Below are 14,887 nucleotides of genomic sequence, written 5' to 3' on the forward strand. Positions count from 1 at the left end.
AGCAGGTCCGTCGATCCCGAAGCTTTGTGTTCGTCTCCCCCTCATCCGGCCTTCGGCCACCTTCCCCCGCGAGGGGGGAAGGCCGTTAGGGTCGGGAAGGCGGGCGCGAAGACTCCCGTTCAGGGAGCATAAACGAATTCGTTCGCATTATAAAGCGCCCGGCAGAAGGCCGGTCCGCCGTGCGAGCGGATCAGGGCCGAGCCGGCGGCGCGTTCGGCCGCGGAGGGGGGCCGGGCCAGGGCGAGGGCGAAGCCGCGTTCGACCTGCTTCTCGGGGTCGGGGCCGGCCTCGGCGGCGATCCGGCGGGCGAACGCCTCGGACTGCTGGACGACGAAGCGGCTGTTGAGCAGGTCGAGCGCCTGCAGGGCCGTGGTCGAGGTGTTCCGGCGGGGGGCGACGAGCGCGGCGTCGGGGCAGTCGAACGAGCCGAACGTCGGGTCCTGCTGGCTCCGGGGCTTGAATTGGTAGATCATCCGCCGGAAGGCGTCCGGCCCCAGCTCGGCCCGGGGCCTGTAGATCGCCACGTAGTTCGAGTTCTTCTCCCAGATGTTGTAGCCCGGCCCTCCCATGATGAGGTCGAGCTGGCCGCTGGCGGCGAGCACGGCGTCGCGGACGGCCTCGGCCTCCAGCCGGCGCGGGGTCACGCGCCAGAGCAGGCGGTTCTGGGCGTCGACCTCGCGGGCCTTCGGGTCGATCCGGCTCGACCGGCGGTAGGCGGCCGACAGGACCATCAGCCGGTGGATCGGCTTGAGCCGCCAGCCCTCGGCGATGTACCGCGCGGCGAGCCAGTCGAGCAGCTCGGGGTGCGAGGGCGCGGCCCCGTTGAAGCCGAAGTCGCTGGGCGTGGCGACGAGGCCGCGGCCGAAATGGTAGTGCCAGAGCCGGTTGACCATCACCCGCGCGGGGAGGGGGTTGGCCGGGTCGCCGATCCAGCGGGCCAGGGCCAGCCGGCGCTCGGCCTCGGGCGCGCCTGGGGAGGCGTCCCAGGCCCAACCCGGCTTCACGGCGGCGATCGCCGACGGCGGGACCTCGGCCGTCGGTTGCATCGGGTCGCCCCGGCGCAGGAGGTGAGTCGGGCCGGGCTGGCTGAACATGCCCGCGTAGACCGAGATCTTGTCGCCCAGGCCCGCCAGCTCGGCGGCCAGCTCGGCCCGCCGCTTGACCAGGGCGTCGCGGCGGGCGGCGGCCTCGGCGGGGAGCGCCGGGGCCGGCGGCTCGGCGGCGCCGGGCTGGAACGCGGCGCGGTCGATCGACGAGGCGACCACGCGCCAGGAGTCGGGGGCCTCGGCGGCCTCGATCAGGTAGTGGATGGGCAGCCGGTCCTTGTAGGCCCCCTCGCGGTCGCGGCCCCAGACGACGCGGTCGATCGCGACGGCCTCGGGCCAGGCCACGGTCGCGACGCCCCGGCCCGGCGACTGCGAGATCCAGCTCCGGCCGTTGCCGTGGAGGCCGTCGTTGAGGTGCGCGATCTTGTGGATCGCCGCGCCGGGGTATTCGGACGACGCCGAGGCCGTCCCGCCGGCCGTCGCGAGCGCCACGTTGCGGGGCGAGGGCCCGGCCGAGTAGACCTCCAGCTCGTCGAGGCAGGGCTGGTTCGGGTCGCCCGTCGCCAGGATCGTCATGCGGACCATCCGGGCCTTCACCGGGGCGAACCGCTCGACGTTGCGCCGGGGGTCGACCATGGGGCGCGTCGGCGCGTCGGCGTCGAGCCGGGCGAGGGGTTCGAGCTGGTCCAGCTCCAGGTCGATCTTCGCCACCTCCTCGCGGACGAGGGCCGCCCGCGCCCGACGGTTGGCGACGTCGGCCGCCTCGACTTGCCGCGACGCGTGGTTCACGCCCGCGAAGACCGCCTGCATCCCGTAGTAATCCTTCTGCAGGATCGGGTCGAACTTGTGGTCGTGGCAGCGGGCGCAGTTGACGGTCAGGCCGAGGAACGCCGTGCCGGTCGCCGTGATCACGTCGTCGAGGTCGTCGACGCGCTGCTGCTTCATGCCCTCGATCGTCGCGTTGCCGACGATGTCGTGGGTGCCGCCGACGAGGAAGCCCGTCGCCGCCTGGACGAGCCAGTCGTCGCCCTCGGAAGGCGGCAGGGCGTCGGCCGCGAGCTGCTCGGCGACGAACCGGGGGAAGGGCGTGTCGCGGTTGAACGAGCGGATCACGTAGTCGCGATAGGGCCAGGCGTTGGCCCGGGGCATGTTCGTCTCGTAGCCCTCGCTCTCGCCGAACCGGACGACGTCGAGCCAATGCCGCCCCCAGCGCTCGCCGTAGTGCGGGCTGGCCAGGAGCCGGTCGACGAGCTTCTCATAAGCGAGCGGGTCGGCGTCGGCGACGAACGCGGCGACCTCCTCCGGAGTCGGCGGCAGGCCGACCAGGTCCAGGGAGACCCGACGCATCAACGCCGCGCGATCGGCCTCGGGGGCGGGGGTCAGCCCGGCCTCCTCGAGCTTCGCCAGGATGAAGGCGTCGACCGGGGTGCGGACCTGGCCCGCGGCCCCGGCGTCGAGCGGCGGCGGCGTGGGCGACGTGATCGGCCGGAGCGACCACCAGTCGGCCCCCGCGCGAGGCGGCGTGATCGGCTCGCGCCCGTACGTCGCGCCGGCCGCGACCCAGGCGCGGAGGGCCTCGACCTCGTCGGGCTTGAGCGGCGTCTTGGGCGGCATCTCGCCGCCGGCGACCTTCTCGATCAAGAGGCTCTCGTCGGGCTTGCCCGGCTCGACCGCCGGCCCGGTCTCGCCCCCCTTCAGCGTCGCGTCCCGGCGGCTGAGGTCGAGCCCCCCCTTCTTCGAGTCGGCCCCGTGACACCGGACGCACGCGTTCGCCAGGACGGCTTCCGCCTTCGAAGAGGCCGGCGCGTCCCCGGCCGTCGCGGCCGACGCCCCGAGCAGCATCGCCGCCGTCGCGAACTTGATTCGCATCCTGACGCTCCTCGACGTTCCAGGCCGATCGTTCAACCGTTCTCCAACACTATAGCGGGCGATCGATGGAGGTGCATCACCGGGGGGGCTGCAATCCCATCTCGTCCCAGAGCGGGGTGTCGAGGGGCCTGGCACGTCCGCCGGCCGGATGCGAGGATGTCGTCGCGGGTCGATACAACCCGGACGAACGAGGTGGAGAATCGAGATGGGCGATCGACTATCCCGTCGTACTCTGCTCGGCGGCGCGGCGGCCGGGGCCCTGACGTTCTGTCTGTGCGGTTCGGCGACGGCCCGCGAAAAGGCCGGATGGAAGGTCGCGATCGGGCTGAACGGCTTCCAGTCGGGGTCGCGGAAGTACCAGAAGAACTACCCGATCTGGGAGGTGCTCGACTTCGCCTCGCGCGAGAAGTTCGACGGGGTCGAGCTGGTGGCCGACTGGCCGTCGGGCGAGTACCCGGCGTCGAATGAGGCGGCGCGGGTGCGGGCGCTGCGGCGGCTCTACGACCAGTACGGGCTGAGCATCTTCAGCATCCAGCTCGGCGCGCCGGGGGCGTTCGACGCCTCGGCCGAGGTCCGTCGGGCGTGGCTCGATCAGTTCCGCGACCGGGCGAGGCTGGCTCGGGCGCTCGGCTGCTCGTGCGTAGGGCTCTGGCCCTACGGCGACCTGAAGGGGCAGTCGGTCGACCAGGGCCTCGCCCATCTCGCGGCGAGCTTCCGCGAGGCCGGCGCGATCGCCGCCGATCACGGCCTGCTCGCCTGCTTCGAGCTGGAGCCGCCGTTCCCATTCAATACCGAGGACCACTTCCAGCGGATCCTCCACGGCGCGAACCACCCGGCCCTCAAGGGGATTTACGACCCCAGCCATTTCGACCTGATCAGCGGCGCGACCGGCCGGCCCGAGGCCATGCTGGAGCGCGTGGGCCCGGCCAACATCGGCTACCTCCAGTTCTGCGACGGCGACTCCACCCTCCGCGACGGGGGCACGTCGAAGCACCTCGGCTGCGGCGACGGCCACTACGACAGCGCGCGGAGCCTCAAGATCCTCAAGGACGGCGGCTTCCGGGGCTGGATCATGATCGACGCCTGGGAGGTCCCCGATCCCTACGACGCCTCGCTCAAGGGCAAGCGGGCCGCGGACCGCGCCTGGCGCGAGGGCTGACCGCGGGTCAGAAGTCGTCGCGGCGCTTGACGGTCAGGCGTTCGAGCTGGGCTTCCAGCCAGCCCTGCACGCGGTCGGTGGTGGGGAAGCGGCTGAGCAAGAGGGCCACGAGGACGCCGGCGACGCCGATCGTCGCGGGGTGGTGCTCCAGCATGTAGGCGATGCCGGCGAAGAACGCCGCGCCCTCGTTCAGGGCCGAGGCGATGATGAGCTGGGTCGAGTAGACGGGCAGGAGCTTGGCGACCTCGCTCGCGGGATAGACCTGCTTCGCACCTGGCCGCGAGGCTGTGGAATCCTCGGTCGCCATCCCCTTGGCGATCTGGCCGAGCGCGCCGTCGACGACGACCTTGGGGACCAAGAACGACGCGACGACGCTGACGAGTCCGAACACGATCGCCATGGCCGTCAGCAGCGGGAGGCCGAGGATGTCCGGCCCGGCGGCGGCCGCCGGCGGCTTCGGCCCCCCCGCGTTGGGGAGGACGAGCGTGACCATCGCCCAGAACAGCACGACGCCGCCCGCCAGCGCGGCGACGATGATCTGCATGGTCCGCGTGGCGCCCTGGACGGCGTCCTCGTCGTTCATCATGGACACGGGGGCTCCCCTTTCTCTTCGCGTCGTCAGGCCAGGAGGTCGCGGAGGACGTGGCCGTGGACGTCGGTCAGGCGTCGGTCGACGCCGTTGTTGCGGACGGTCAGCCGGGTGTGGTCGACGCCCAGCAGGTGCAGGATCGTGGCGTGCAGGTCGTAGACCTCGGTCGGATGCTCGCGGTCGGCCGGCTTGAAGCCGGTCTCGTCGCTGGGCCCGTACGACACGCCGGGCTTGACGCCGCCGCCGACCATCCAGGTCGTGAAGCAGTGGGGGTTGTGGTCGCGGCCCTTGCCCCCCTGGCTCGACGGCATCCGGCCGAACTCAGTGGTCCAGAGGACGATCGTATCGTCGAGCAGGCCCGTCCGCTTGAGGTCCTGGATCAGCGCAGCCGCGCCTCGGGCCATCCCCAGCGCAAGGGGCCCGTGGTCGCGGCCGACGTCCTCGTGAGAGTCCCAGTTGCGGCGCGGGAAGCCGTTGTCGTTGCCGCTCCAGATCTGTACGAAGCGGACGCCCCGCTCCAGCAGCCGCCGTGCCACCAGGCAGCGGCGGCCGAAGACGATCGTCTCCTCCTCGGCGTTGATCTCGGCCGGGAACGACGAGGGGATGTGATCGAGCCCGTAGAGCTTCAGGACCTCGGGCGACTCCTTCGAGACGTCCAGCGCCTCGGGCGCGGCGAGCTGCATGCGGGCGGCCAGCTCGTAGGAGTGGATCCGGCCTTCCAGGCGGTCGTCGCCGGGCCGCGCCGAGGCGTGGGCGCGGTTGAGTCGGTTCAGCAGGGCGACGCCCGCCTCGTCGCCCGCGCGGCCGGCGAAGGCGACGCGCTCGTCGGGGAACAGGTCGGCGATCGGCCGCTTCGCCGAGGGGTCGACGACCGTCCCCTGGCAGCGCGAGGGGAGGAACGCCGCGTCCCAGTTCTTCGAGCCGTTCGAGGCCAGCCCGCGAGGGTCGGGCAGCACGACGAACGACGGGAGGTCGTCGCTCAGCCGGCCCAGGCCGTACGAGACCCAGCTCCCCATCGACGGGAACCCGGGCCGGTTGAAGCCGGTGGTCTGCAGGAGCGTCCCCTGGCTGTGGACGCCCGTCTTGCCGACCATGTTGTGGATGAACGCGATCTCGTCGACCACCGCCCCCAGGGGAGCGACGACCTCGCTGAGCATCTTGCCCGTCCGGCCGTAGGGCTTGAAGTCCCAGAGCGGCCGCAGCCAGGGGCCGAGGCCGTCCTGGAACGTCTCGACCTTCTCGCCGAAGCTCGACGGCTGGCCGTGCCGCTTGAACAGTTCGGGCTTGTGGTCGAACAGGTCGACGTGGCTCGCACCGCCGGCCATGAACAACTGCACGACCCGCTTCGCCTTTGGGGCGTGGTGCAGCCCGCCGTCGGGCCGGAGCCGCAGCCCGCCCCCCGTCGCGTCGGCCGCCAGCAGGCCGTCGGTCCCCAGCAGGCTCGCCAGCGCGAGGCCGCCGAGCCCTCCCCCGCTCTGCCACAGGAAATCGCGACGGTTCATCGTCCCCACCCCCGAGCGATTCGATCAATCGACGAAGACAAACTCGTTCATGTTCAGGATCACCCGGCAGGCGCTGGCGACGCCGTGCTCGGCCGCCAGGGCGTCGAGGCCGTCCAGCTCCTCGGCCGAGGGCTCGCGGGCGAAGGCCAGCGTGAACGCCCGGGCCACCTGCGCGCGGCGGTCGCCGGCGGGCTCGACGCGGGCGGCGAGGGCCTTCGCGGCGGTCAGCATCAGGCCGTTGTTGTAGAGGGCCAAAGCCTGGAGCGGCGAGACGGATTCGCCCCGCTTCTCGACCTGCATCGACGGGTCGGCGCAGTCGAGGACCGTCATGAACGGCTCGGGCTTCGACCGGGCCAGGAACCGATAGACGGCGCGGCGGCGGATGCTCGGGTCGTCGGGCCGCATCAGGTCGTACTCGTAGTGCGGCGAGTGCTCGGGGCGCTGCATCACGAAGTCCTGGAAGGCCGGGCCGTACATCGTCGGGTCGAGCAGGCCGGCGACCGCCAGGGCCGAGTCGCGCACTGCCTCGGCCTCGAGCTTGCGGCGCGGGGCCCGCCAGAGGTAGGCGTCCTCCGAGTCGATCGCCTCGGCCGCGGCGTCGCCGGCCGAAGCCTGGCGGTACGCGGCGCTCGTGACGATCAGACGGTGCAGGCTTTTGAGCGACCGGCCGCCGTCGCGGAACTCGACGGCCAGCCAGTCGAGCAGCTCGGGATGCGTCGGGGCCTGGCCCATCTTGCCGAAGTCGCTCGACGTGGCGACGAGCCCCCGGCCGAAATGGTACTGCCAGACGCGGTTGACGATCACCCGCCAGGTCAGCGGGTTGCAGTCGTCGATCAGCCACTTCGCCAGCGCGGCGCGACGCTCGGCCTCGGGGCGGTCGGGCGAGACGAGCAGGTCGCCGGGCAACTCGCGGAAGACGTTCAGGGCGCCGGGGCCGACTTCCTTCCCGGGCTTGTCGACGTTGCCGCGGTTGAGGACGAAGATCGGACGGGGCCGGCCTCCGTCGGGCCCGGTGCCGCGGAAGGGCCCGCCGCCGCCGTCGTGGATCGTGGCCGCGTAGACCATCCGGGGACGCGGCTGCGCGGCTCGCTCGGCCTCGACGCGGCGGAACGTCTCCTCGGCCGTCGCCAGGTCGGTGCGGACGGCCGGGTCGACGGCCCCGGCCAGCAGGGCCTCGCGCTCGGCCTTGAGTTTCTCGACGTCCGCCGGCTCGCGACCCGGGGCGACGCCGTCGACGAGGTTGTCGGCCCGCCAGCGCGGCGGGGCCTCGATCGAGTCGAGCGCCGACACCTTGGCCCCCGCGGCGACGTTCGCGCCGTCGTGGTCGAAGACCTCCAGCTCGGCGAGGGCGAAGTTGTAGTCGTTCAGGCGCTCGGCCAGCCGCGTCGCGGTGACGCGGACATAGCGGCCGCGGACGCTCGCCGCAAAGCTGCGGGGAGACACGCCCGGCCGGGGCTCGTCGGCGGCGGTCCGATCGGCGACGACCGACACGCCCGACTGGAACGTCGGGTCGTCGGAGGCCTCGACCTTGTAGCGGGCGGGGAAGCCGAAGCCGTCGCCGATGTCGTTGAAGGCGTCGCGGCAGGGCCAGAGCGTCACCCGCGCGACGTCGACCGAACGTCCCAAATCGACCTGCACCCATTTGGCGACGTCGTCCTGATCGGCCAGGCCGCTGTGGTAGCCGTACTCGGGCCGCTCCCCCCCCGAAGCGTCGGCCCCGGCGATGCGGCGGTCGAGGTCGGCGAGCGCCGGGCCCCCCTGGGCGGCGACGGCCTCGCGGAGCCGGCGGCGGTCGCGCTCGGCCTGCTCGCGGCGGGCGACCAGGTCGCGCGACTTGCGGGCGGCGTCGGGGCTGTCGTACCAGGGCCGGTCGGCCCGGTCGACGGCGGCGAAGACGGACTGGAGGCGGTAGTAGTCTTCCTGGGCGATCGGGTCGAACTTGTGGTTGTGGCACTGGGCGCAGCCGACGGTCAGGCCGAGGAACGTGTTCACCACGGTCTGCACCATGTCGTCGCGGTCGAGGTGGCGGGCGACCTTGCCGTCGGACTTGGTCTCGGGCACCTCGGCGTGGCCGACGAAGTCCCAGGGCCCGGCGGCCAGGAACCCGAGCGCCGCGACGGCCTCGGGGTCGTCGGCGAAGAGCGCGTCGCCCGCCACCTGCTCGGAGACGAACCGGTCGTACGGCTTGTCGGCGTTGAGGGCCCGGACGACGTAATCGCGGTAGGGCCAGGCGTTGGGCCGGGGCTTGTCCTTGTCGTAGCCGTGCGAGTCGCCGTAGTGGGCGACGTCCAGCCAGTGCCGCGCCCAGCGCTCGCCGTAGTGCGGGCTGGCCAGCAGCCGGTCGACGAGCTTCTCGTAGGCGAGCGGGTCGGGGTCGGCGACGAACGCGGCGACCTCCTCGGGCGACGGCGGCAGGCCGGTCAGGTCGAAGAACAGACGCCGCGCCAGGGTGCGGCGATCGGCCTCGGCCGAAGGCTTCAAGCCCTTCTCCACGAGCTTGGCGCGGAGGAAGGCGTCGATCGGGCCTCGCGCCGGGGGGGCGTCGGCGAACGCCGCGGGCGCGGGGACGGCGGGACGGGCGAGGGGCCTCAGCGACCACCACGAGCGGGGGTCGTCGCCCCCCTCGGGCCAGGCCGCGCCCTGGTCGACCCAGGTCCGCAGGATCGCCACCTGCTCGGCCGACAGCCGGCCCCCCTTGGGGGGCATGACGCGGTCCTCGTCGAGCCCGGCGACGAGCTGGACGAGCAAGCTGGCGGGCCCGTCGCCCGGCGTGATCGCCGCGCCCTCGTCGCCTCCCCGCATCGCCGACGTCTTGCGGTCGAGCCGCAGCCCCGCCTTCTGGGTCTCGGGCCCGTGGCAGGCCGTGCAGCGAGCGGTCAGGAGCGGGCGGACGTCGGCCTCGAAGTCGATCCGCCGGCCCAGGGGGGCCGGGATTTCGACGTCGTCGGCGCCGACGACGGGCGCGAGGGCCGAGATTCCCACCGCCAGGACGAACGCGAGTCGAGCCATGAGGGCCGTCCCCGGAGGCCGGTTTCGTGCATCCATGAAGACGACGTCATCATAGCCCGAATCCGGCCTCGCGGCGAGTGGGTCGCCCCCTCGGGATCAGGCCTGGGGGCGGTCCCGGGTGTGCGAGAGCGGGCCGATCTGCTGGAGGTTCGGGACGAACGTCACGCCGTTGCGGTCGCCGACGGTCCGCGACGTCGAGATCGCCGAGACGTTCGTGCGGCGGATCAGCCGGAGGTGGCCCACCGGCTCGCCGACGATCGCCGAGTTCGTCATGTTCTGGAAGGAGACCAGGTTCAGGTTGCCGGCGTTGTTGAGGACCAGGCCGTTGGCCGTCGTCCCCTTCACCGACTGGACGTTCCCCTGGACGTCGAGGATCACCGCGCCGGCGAGGTCGGGGCGGAAGCTCTCGCTGAGGTCAGAGAGCTGGTTGGGATAGGCCAGCACGACCGAGCCGCGCACGGTCTGCGTCACCTGGCTGTAGAGCCGGATGGTGTTCGGGGCCGCCGCGCCGTTGGCGAGCCCGGTGTTCACCGCGAGGTTGCGGTCGACGCTGCCGACCGACGTGGCGACGTCGTTCGGGTTGCCGGCGGGGACCGGGACGTAGCCCCCGCCCTGCGTGAACGCCTGCTGCTGGACCGTGCTGAACCGGTTCACCAGGTTGAGGCCGCCCTGGGGGTCGGTCGTGGTGGTCGTGACCGCGACGTTGAGGTAGCCGAGCTGGTTCTCCAGCGGCTGGAGCGTGTTGAACGTCGCCCCGACCGAGGTGTAGACCTGGTTCGACCCGGGCAGTCCGGTGATCCCGCCCAGCAGCGACAGGCCCGTCGGCGGCGAGTAGGGCGCGGGGCTGCCGGTCGTCAGGACGGCCGAGCCGGCGGCGAGGCTCGCGGCCACGTTGATCTGCAGCAGCTGCTGCTGGGCGACGCTGCCGATGACCGTGATCGTGTCCGTCGAGGCGGTCGAGCTGAACCCGGCGGGCACCGTGAACGAGCCCAGGGCCGTCCCGAAGGTCGCGTCGTAGACCGAGACGCTCGTCCCGGTGTTGACGAGCAGCACCTGGCGGCCGTCGTCGCGGCCGAGGGCGATCCCGACGTCGGCGGGCGAGCCCGGCACGCTGATCGGCGCGAAGGCCGCGTCGACGGCGCCGGTCCCGCCGTTCAGGTTGAGCTGGAACCGCAGCACGCGGCCGGTGGTCGGGTCGTAGCCGAAGATTCGCGGGTCGGTCTGGAGGTCGGGGACGACCGGCAGGTCGCCGTTGACGTTGTCGATCGTGACGACCACGCCCGCCGGCGCGGGGGGCGGGCCGGGGTCGCCGTTGTTCGAGGTCAACACGAGGTTGCCCGCGGAGACGAACTCGCCGTCCGAGCCGGCCAGGGTCTGCACGAGGAAGACGTCGCTGATGACGTTGTTCGTGATGTTGTTCGTCGTGGTCGAGGAGCTGCCGACGTCGATGATCTGGCTGAGGCTGCGGTTGTAGGTCGGCGTGTTGCCGGTCGCCTCGCTGTTCGTGCCGATCGACGCCGTGTTGGGCAGGTTGCGGAGCTGGATCTGCGAGCCCGGGCCCGCCGACTTCAGGCTGAGGACGCCGATCCCCGCGGTGACGTTCACCGTCCCGCCGGGGATCAGGTCGAACTGCCGCAGGTTGATCATCCCGATCAGGGGCGAGCCGACGCCGCTGAGGCTGTTGGTCGCGCCGCTGTCCGCCTGGTCGGCGCTGTAGACGCTCGCCAGGGTCGCCCGGCCCGTGCCGCCCGAGACGTTGGCGAGGATCTTGGTGTACGAGTTGCTGAGGTCGTACCGCAGGTTCAGGGCCCCGGCGTCGTCGACGTAGGTCCCCGCGAGGCTCCCCCGACCCTGGATCGACAGCACGACCTTGGCCCGCTGCGGGGTGATGTAGGTGAACTGCTGGAAGTTCTTGGCGAAGACCCCGTTCGACGCCTGGGCCGCCACCGCGGGGACGGCCGTCTCGGCGATCCTGGGGTCGTACGACGCGGCCGACGTCGCGGCCGGGGCGGCCGTCGTCGAGTAGAGGATCGGCGTCTGGTCGGCGGTCGTCGCCGGGACGTCGACCTTCGCCGAGGTCATCGGGTCGACCCCGGACCCGACGGCCATCCCCCCGAGCGGGTCGGCGCTCATCACCTGGCGGTGCTCCAACCCTTCGATGATGGGCCGAACCCGACGCATCAGGCTCCTCCTGGTGTCCGACGGCGAGCGTCCCATCGCATCCCCTCCCTGAGACCTTCCGGGCGACGATCCATGTCGTCCTGATCCACCGATCCGACGGCTTCCTCCTATGATTTCGGCAATCCGGGCGGCTCGCATAACTCGACTTGCCCGCATCGCCGTCACCGGGCGCGGAATCGCCATCCTCGGAACCTGCGAAACCTGGGCAACCTGAAGAAGAATGGGCATCCCCGCCCCGGTCGACACGCATGGTCGGGATGTGCGATTCATGCGCCCGGCGGCGTCGCCGTCCCCTAGCGATCGCGAATAAGGCCCGTTACATTGGCGGCATGTTACCGCCGGGACGTACTGGGAGTGGGGATTGAAGCGAAGTCGACGTCGGGAACGAGGAATCCCCCGGCGCGGCCGGCCCCACCGCCGCGCGACGCCCGGCGACGAGTCGAACAAAGGAGAACGATGGTGCTGCGCCGCAACGTCTTGCTTGCCGGGTCCATGGGCCTCGTGATGTCGCTGAGCGTCTTCGGGACGGGCCGTGCCTTCGCCCAGGACGCCGCCAAGCCCGAGGTCAAGGCCGAGGAGCCGAAGAAGGAAGAGGCCAAGAAGGAGGAGCCGAAGGCCGAGGCGCCCAAGGCCGAGCCCGCCAAGCCCGAGGAGGCGAAGAAGGCCGAGACGCCGGCCGAGGTCGTCCCGCCGACGATCCCCCCCGAGGTCGAGGCCAAGCTCGAGGCCGCCCGCAAGGCCGTCGCCGAGGCGATCGTCGCGGCGACCGACGCCGGCCTGGTCGACAGCTCGATCGACCCGCCGCCGATCCTCGACATCCTCATCAAGGGCTACGCCGACGACGGCAAGACCCTCAAGAACAAGGACGGCAAGAAGCCCTACGCCGTCAGCCCCGAGGTCCTCGGCGCCTGGTTCACCGGCTACGGCAAGGTCGAGGGCGTCAACTACGTCCAGGACGTCCGGATCGTGAACCCCAACGCCGGCCTCAAGGCCTGGTACGACCTGCGCGCCAACATCCTGAACCGCCACATCGAGGCCGTCCGCAAGGAGAAGCCCGCCCCCGCCGCGGCGCCGGCCGCCGCCCCCGCGCCGGCCCCGACCCCGGCCCCCGCCGAGGCGAAGAAGGAAGAGGCCCCCAAGCCCGAGGCCCCGAAGGAAGAGCCCAAGAAGGAAGAGGCCCCCAAGGCGGAAGAGAAGAAGGCCGAAGCCCCCGCCGAGGCCCCCAAGGCCGAGGAGAAGAAGGTCGAGGTCCCGGCCGAGGCCCCCAAGGCCGACGCCCCCAAGTAAGGTCCGCGCCGGCGGGCCGGCGTCCCCGGCCCGCCCGATCCCGCAGCCGCCCCCGAGCGCCCGGAAGATCCTTCCGGGCGCCGTTCATTTCCGGCCAGGTCCCGACCGATCGCCCGATCCGAGGCAGGAACCGTGACGCCCCTCAACACCTCCAAGGCGACCGCCCCGCTGCCGATCCTCTCGATCGCCTGCGGCAGCGCGCAGCGGCTGGGGGCGTCGGCGGTGCTGGTGATGCCCGAAGGCCCGATGGAGTGGGACCTCGTCCGGTCGGTCGCCACCGGCGGCGTCGACTTCCTGATCGCCAGCTCGTCCGACCGCCAGGTCGAGGCCATCCGCAAGGCGGGCCTGGTCGCGATCGAGCTGGAGCCGAGCGAGGCGGCCATCGCCGAGCGCGTCACCCTGGCCCTGATCGAGGCCGTCGCCAACGACCAACTCAAGGCGGGCGCCCGCGTGGTCGTCGTCTACTCGGGGTTCGAAGCCGAGGCCCTCGACTCCATCAGCGTCATCCGCCTGGGCGAGCACCTCGAACGCCTCACCGCCCGCGACCTCCGCGCCCTGGAGACCTCGGTCCCGTTCGACACCCTCAAGGCGGTCGTCGACGCCGGCGTCGAGATCGGCCGCGAGGGCCGCGAGGGCAAGGCCGTCGGCTCCCTGATCGTCGTCGGCGACGCCCGCAACGTCCTGGCGCGCACCCGGCCCCTGGGCTTCGACCCCTTCAAGGGCTACAAGCGCAAGGAGCGCAACGTCCGCGACCTGCGGGTCCGCGAGGCGATCAAGGAGATCGCCCAGATGGACGGGGCGTTCGTGGTCGCCCGCGACGGCACCGTCGAGGCCGCCTGCCGCCTGATCGACGCCCCGGTCGCCGGCCTCACCCTGCCCAAGGGCCTGGGCACCCGGCACTGGGCCGCCGCCGCGATCACCAGCGTCACGCAGGCCGTCGCCGTCGTCGTCAGCCAGTCCAACGGCACCGTCCGCATCTTCCAGGACGGCGACGTCATCCTCCGCATCGCCCCCATGCGCCACGCCCGCGCCATGAAGTGGCAGGACGCCGAGAGCGAGCCCGGCGAGCCCCGCGCCCCCCGCGAACGCGAGAAGCCCCCCCGAACCCCCGAGAACGGCCCCCTCCGCCGCCCCGGCCGCGCCGACGGCCCGGAACGCGATGCGCCCCAGGACGGTTCGGAATGATGCTCCCTTCTCCCCCCGGGAGTTCGTGGCCCGAAGGGCCGGATGAGGGTCGTCGCGCTTCGAGGCGGACTCCGCAATCCGGGCGCAGACGACACCCGAGGCTCCCATGACCTGGTTCCGCAAGCGGGTGCGCAAGGCCGTGATCAACCGCACCGAGGCGGTCGCCGCCGTCGAGGCGATCACCGGAGCCGGCGGGCCGACCGGCGGCCTGGTTCTGGTGGCCGACGGCATCGGCGGGCTGGACCTGTGCGGCAGGGCGATGGCCCGGGTGGTGCGGGCTGCGGGGCTTCCCTACACGACGTGGACGGTCCCCTGGGGCCACGGCCCGGGCCGCTGGTACGCCGACCTGAGCGACGCCGCCGGCTGCGAGGCCCGCGCGGCCGACGTCGCCGAGACGATCCGCCTCTTCCACGCGCGGCGGCCCGACGTCCCCATCTTCCTCGTCGGCAAATCGGGCGGCTGCGCCGTGATGGTCAAGGCCCTGGAGGGGCTCGATGAGCCGGTCGTCGAGCGGGCCGTCCTGCTGGCCCCGGCTCTGTCGCCGGGCTACGACCTGACGCGGGCCCTCGAACGCGTACGGGCCGAGGTCGTGGTCCACTGGTCGCCGTTCGACGTCTTCTTCCTGGGTCTGGGCACGGGGGTCTTCGGGACGTCCGACCGCATCCGGGGCCGGGGCGCGGGCCTGGTCGGCTTCCGCACGCCGGGGCCCGCGGACGATCCTCGCCGGCTCGCGGCGTACCGGAAGCTCCGCCAGGTGCGCTGGGCCGCGGGGATGAGCGTCATGGGCTACTTCGGCGGCCACCTCGGCCCGGACTCCCCGCGGTTCCTGGCCCGGTACGTCGTGCCCTTGCTGCGGGTCGGGGGGGCGCCGGGTGCGTGAATCGCCGGCCCGGGTCAAGCCGTCGCGCCGGCCGGGCCGATATCGTTAGGGCCGCCGGAGCGACCTTCGCTCCGGCGACGCGACCCCCTTCGCGGAGATCTATCCGAGCGTCGGGAACGCGGCCCCTCGGCTCCGGCCGGCGGGCCTCGCTCCGGACGCTCGTTTCGTCGCGGCCCTCCG

The 14,887-nt window shown here is 72.3% G+C and carries 9 protein-coding genes; 4 read left to right on the forward strand and 5 right to left on the reverse strand.

Annotated elements, in window-relative coordinates:
- Window positions 1-119: 119 nt before the first annotated feature.
- Complete coding sequence (locus tag PZE19_RS19935; RefSeq protein WP_277862355.1) at window positions 120-2,915, reverse strand: PSD1 and planctomycete cytochrome C domain-containing protein; 2,796 nt, start codon at window positions 2,913-2,915, stop codon at window positions 120-122.
- A 205-nt stretch (window positions 2,916-3,120) separates the two neighbouring features.
- On the opposite strand from PZE19_RS19935, the gene PZE19_RS19940 reads away from it, so the two are divergent.
- Window positions 3,121-4,074: a sugar phosphate isomerase/epimerase family protein gene (locus tag PZE19_RS19940; RefSeq protein ID WP_277862356.1), complete on the forward strand. Its 954-nt coding sequence runs from the start codon at window positions 3,121-3,123 to the stop codon at window positions 4,072-4,074.
- A gap of 7 nt (window positions 4,075-4,081) precedes the next feature.
- Here the strand turns inward: PZE19_RS19940 and PZE19_RS19945 are convergent, their stop codons facing one another.
- The 4 genes from PZE19_RS19945 to PZE19_RS19960 form a co-directional block, all read right to left on the reverse strand.
- Entirely contained in the window at window positions 4,082-4,666 is a 585-nt protein-coding gene (locus PZE19_RS19945; protein ID WP_277862357.1) for a hypothetical protein, read from the reverse strand.
- A 26-nt stretch (window positions 4,667-4,692) separates the two neighbouring features.
- Window positions 4,693-6,165, reverse strand: a complete 1,473-nt coding sequence (locus PZE19_RS19950) for a DUF1501 domain-containing protein (protein WP_277862358.1) — start codon at window positions 6,163-6,165, stop codon at window positions 4,693-4,695.
- A gap of 24 nt (window positions 6,166-6,189) precedes the next feature.
- Entirely contained in the window at window positions 6,190-9,174 is a 2,985-nt protein-coding gene (locus tag PZE19_RS19955) for a DUF1553 domain-containing protein (RefSeq protein ID WP_277862359.1), read from the reverse strand.
- Between the two features lie 96 nt (window positions 9,175-9,270).
- Window positions 9,271-11,355 carry a hypothetical protein gene (locus PZE19_RS19960; RefSeq protein WP_277862360.1) on the reverse strand — a complete coding sequence of 695 codons (2,085 nt, stop codon included), beginning with the start codon at window positions 11,353-11,355 and terminating at the stop codon, window positions 9,271-9,273.
- Between the two features lie 456 nt (window positions 11,356-11,811).
- Here PZE19_RS19960 and PZE19_RS19965 point away from each other — a divergent pair, with 456 nt between their 5' ends.
- The 3 genes from PZE19_RS19965 to PZE19_RS19975 all read left to right on the forward strand — a co-directional run bounded on the left by PZE19_RS19965 (window position 11,812) and on the right by PZE19_RS19975 (window position 14,707).
- A complete protein-coding gene (locus tag PZE19_RS19965; protein WP_277862361.1) occupies window positions 11,812-12,642 on the forward strand; it encodes a hypothetical protein in 831 nt (276 codons plus the stop codon).
- 132 nt (window positions 12,643-12,774) lie between these two features.
- Window positions 12,775-13,827 carry a DNA integrity scanning protein DisA nucleotide-binding domain protein gene (locus PZE19_RS19970; RefSeq protein WP_277862362.1) on the forward strand — a complete coding sequence of 351 codons (1,053 nt, stop codon included), beginning with the start codon at window positions 12,775-12,777 and terminating at the stop codon, window positions 13,825-13,827.
- A 106-nt stretch (window positions 13,828-13,933) separates the two neighbouring features.
- The gene (locus PZE19_RS19975; protein ID WP_277862363.1) at window positions 13,934-14,707 is read left to right on the forward strand and encodes a serine aminopeptidase domain-containing protein; all 774 of its coding nucleotides are present in this window, start codon (window positions 13,934-13,936) and stop codon (window positions 14,705-14,707) included.
- Window positions 14,708-14,887 lie beyond the last annotated feature (180 nt).

The organism is Paludisphaera mucosa (assembly GCF_029589435.1).
GTDB lineage: Bacteria > Planctomycetota > Planctomycetia > Isosphaerales > Isosphaeraceae > Paludisphaera > Paludisphaera mucosa.

Bases quoted from the DNA above. Each gene is read 5' to 3' on its own strand.
- PZE19_RS19935 (WP_277862355.1), bottom strand. From the start codon at position 2,915: ATGCGAATCAAGTTCGCGACGGCGGCGATGCTGCTCGGGGCGTCGGCC.
- PZE19_RS19940 (WP_277862356.1), top strand. From the start codon at position 3,121: ATGGGCGATCGACTATCCCGTCGTACTCTGCTCGGCGGCGCGGCGGCC.
- PZE19_RS19950 (WP_277862358.1), bottom strand. From the start codon at position 6,165: ATGAACCGTCGCGATTTCCTGTGGCAGAGCGGGGGAGGGCTCGGCGGC.
- PZE19_RS19955 (WP_277862359.1), bottom strand. From the start codon at position 9,174: ATGGCTCGACTCGCGTTCGTCCTGGCGGTGGGAATCTCGGCCCTCGCG.
- PZE19_RS19960 (WP_277862360.1), bottom strand. From the start codon at position 11,355: ATGCGTCGGGTTCGGCCCATCATCGAAGGGTTGGAGCACCGCCAGGTG.
- PZE19_RS19965 (WP_277862361.1), top strand. From the start codon at position 11,812: ATGGTGCTGCGCCGCAACGTCTTGCTTGCCGGGTCCATGGGCCTCGTG.
- PZE19_RS19975 (WP_277862363.1), top strand. From the start codon at position 13,934: ATGACCTGGTTCCGCAAGCGGGTGCGCAAGGCCGTGATCAACCGCACC.